The organism is Bartonella sp. AA126HLJHH, from assembly GCF_042197425.1.
GTDB lineage: Bacteria > Pseudomonadota > Alphaproteobacteria > Rhizobiales > Rhizobiaceae > Bartonella.
In genome coordinates, this window is sequence record NZ_JBHIRU010000076.1 from 1 (window position 1) to 1,825 (window position 1,825).

Consider the following 1,825-nt stretch of genomic DNA (forward strand, 5'->3'; position numbering starts at 1 on the left):
GGAGTTGAAATGTCATTAAAACCGTTTGCGATATCAGAGATTAGCGACCCGTCTCAAGTACGGGTCGTTTTGTATTCGGGGGAAGTATTTGTACATGCGCCGCTTAATGGCGTTTTTGATTTACTGAAAGCAGCTTTGAAAACGGAGCTTGATGGTTCACTGAAAGATTTAGAGAAGCGCTTAGAAACCTTAAGAGAAGAGCTTGAAGATTTGAAAGAGTGTTCATTGGATGAAGCCCTCTGAATGAAGGAATAAAGCAGATGAAGATACCCGATCATGAACATGAATATTTGATACCTGTCGCGACGAGAGAAGAAATGATAGCAGGAACTTCTCAAGACAGTGTTGTTGTTCCGAAGCTTTTAGGGACGGCATCTTTGTATTCGTATGAAACCTTTGCGCCGTTAGAGCAGGTTGTTAATGCAAGGCAAGAAGCAGAAAAAGCCATGGCGCGTGCGAATGGGGCGCAACAAACAGCAGATCAAGCGAAAACTATAGCAGACACAGCAGCGAGTTCAGTTACTGTAGCTTCTGAAGCCAAGACGACAGCAGAGACAGCTTTAGAGCAGGCAAATACGGCATTAACAGTATCCAATGCCGCCAAGACAACAGCAGAGGTATCGAAAACCTCTTCAGAAGATGCCAAGATGAAGTCAGAAGCGGCTGAGAGGTTAGCGCAAGAAGCCAAGCGTATTGCGGATGATACTAAAGGTGCAGCTGATAGAGTGGCGACAACGGTCACGGAAAGCTCTCAAAGAGTGACACAAGTTCAAAGCACAGTAGAGACAGCTTTGACAGAGGCAAGAGAAGCCAAGGCAACGGCAGGAGATGCAAAAACACTTTCCGAACAAACCAAGAGCGCTTTTGATGATGCCAAGCAGGTGATGGGCGAGGTGAAGAATGTTGCAGAAACAGCAGCAACGAACAGTGGGCAAGCTCTCACGACAGCTTCTGAAGCCAAGATGACAGCTGATAGAGCCTCTTCGGTAGCCGGTGATGCAAAAGAAACGGCGTCTAAAGCTCTGTCGGTAGCTCATGATCTTAAGCAATCGGTTGATCATGTCAAGAATACAGCTGAGGGAGCCAAAAGGACAGCAGAAGGAGTAGAGCAGAGGGCTTTAACAATAGAAGACGTTGCTACACAAGCCAAGACTAAAGCTGGTGAAGCCAAACAATTGGTTGAAGAAGTTAAGACGACAGCACATTTAGCAGAAACGTTAGCGAATAATGCAAAGCAGTTAGCGGATAGTGTAAAAGACACAGCGGTGGAAGCGAAGAATAAAGCAGAGGATGCTCATGTCCTTTCGCAAGAAGCTAAGAGCACAGCAGAGACGGCAGAAGAGAAAGCCGCAAGAGCCGAAAAGAAGGCAGATGATGCGACAGTTACAGCTTCTGAAGCCAAGACTATGGTGCAAGAAGCAAAACAGGCGTTAGAGACATCAACAGCGCAACAAGATGCTTCAGAAGCACTGTCTCAAGCCGCTGAAGCGAAGAAAGTAGCAGATCAGGCAGCAACGTTAGCCAATGAAAGTAAAACGACAGCTGTTGAGGCAAAAGGTTTAGTGGAGGAAGTAAAACAATCGGTAGCGACAGCGACAGCAACAGCAGAAAGCGTAGCTAAGGAAGCTAAAGTAGCATCAGAAAGCGCTGTTACAGTGGCAAATACAGCGAGGACCACAGCAGAAGAAGCCAAGAGTGCAGCGGATAGTGCAACAGCAACGGCTCATCAAGCCCAACAGAGTGCAGAAGAGGCTACAAAATTAGCTTCTGAAGCGAAAGCGGTAGCAGAGTCTGCGGCGCGTTCAGGAGAGACGGCAGGGCAGGT

At 47.2% G+C, this 1,825-nt stretch carries 1 protein-coding gene and 1 pseudogene; both read left to right on the forward strand.

The features are described 5' to 3' along the window. Positions 1 to 9 precede the first annotated feature (9 nt). Positions 10 to 243 carry a hypothetical protein gene (locus ACFIQC_RS09715; protein WP_375646701.1) on the forward strand — a complete coding sequence of 78 codons (234 nt, stop codon included), beginning with the start codon at positions 10 to 12 and terminating at the stop codon, positions 241 to 243. 17 nt (positions 244 to 260) lie between these two features. Continuing rightward, a pseudogene (locus ACFIQC_RS09720) lies at positions 261 to 1,825 on the forward strand (hypothetical protein); the annotation flags it as partial.

Bases quoted from the DNA above. Each gene is read 5' to 3' on its own strand.
- ACFIQC_RS09715 (WP_375646701.1), top strand. From the start codon at position 10: ATGTCATTAAAACCGTTTGCGATATCAGAGATTAGCGACCCGTCTCAA.